A 530-nucleotide genomic window follows, 5' to 3' on the forward strand; every position below is an offset into this window, starting at 1 on the left:
TCGCCGCCTTGAGACGCTTTTGCCCTTCAACGCCGATTTCGGCAAGCAGCAGATGACGGCTGTATCGTGCGATTTCGCCGTTCGACAAGCCGGGAAGCGCTCGGTCACCGATTACGCTCGATGCCACGCCGCCGCAAACCCATAAGCGCGACGACACCCGCCCGCGATTGCGGGGATAAGCATAATCGTGTCGCCGTCAGAAACCCTGGTGTTCACTCCGTCAAGGTTTTTGATATTCGTTTCGCCTACAAACACGTTGATAAAAGAACGCAATTCGGGCGCTTCCCGTCCGCCTTCGTCCTGATATAAATGCTTGCGTATATCGGGATAGGCGTCCGCAAATGCGCGTATCGCCTCGCCGACCGTCGCGCCGGACGCGGACGCTTCGGACTTTTGGCCGGTAAAAGCGCGAAGCGCCGCCGGTATCAAAATCGTAACTGCCATGCAAAATCCCTCGTCTTCTTTAGTTAGCGGAACTATCCGCGCGAATCCTCCGGCGCCCGTTCGATTTCTTCCGGCTCAAAACAACT

General features: G+C 56.8%; 1 protein-coding gene. It reads right to left on the reverse strand.

Annotated elements, in window-relative coordinates; genetic code table 11:
* Positions 1-111: 111 nt before the first annotated feature.
* Positions 112-444 (reverse strand): MoaD/ThiS family protein, encoded by a 333-nt coding sequence (locus AWU74_RS07785; protein ID WP_059370858.1) that lies wholly within the window; start codon positions 442-444, stop codon positions 112-114.
* Between the last annotated feature and the right edge of the window lie 86 nt (positions 445-530).

The sequence above is a fragment of the Treponema endosymbiont of Eucomonympha sp. genome (assembly GCF_001028545.1).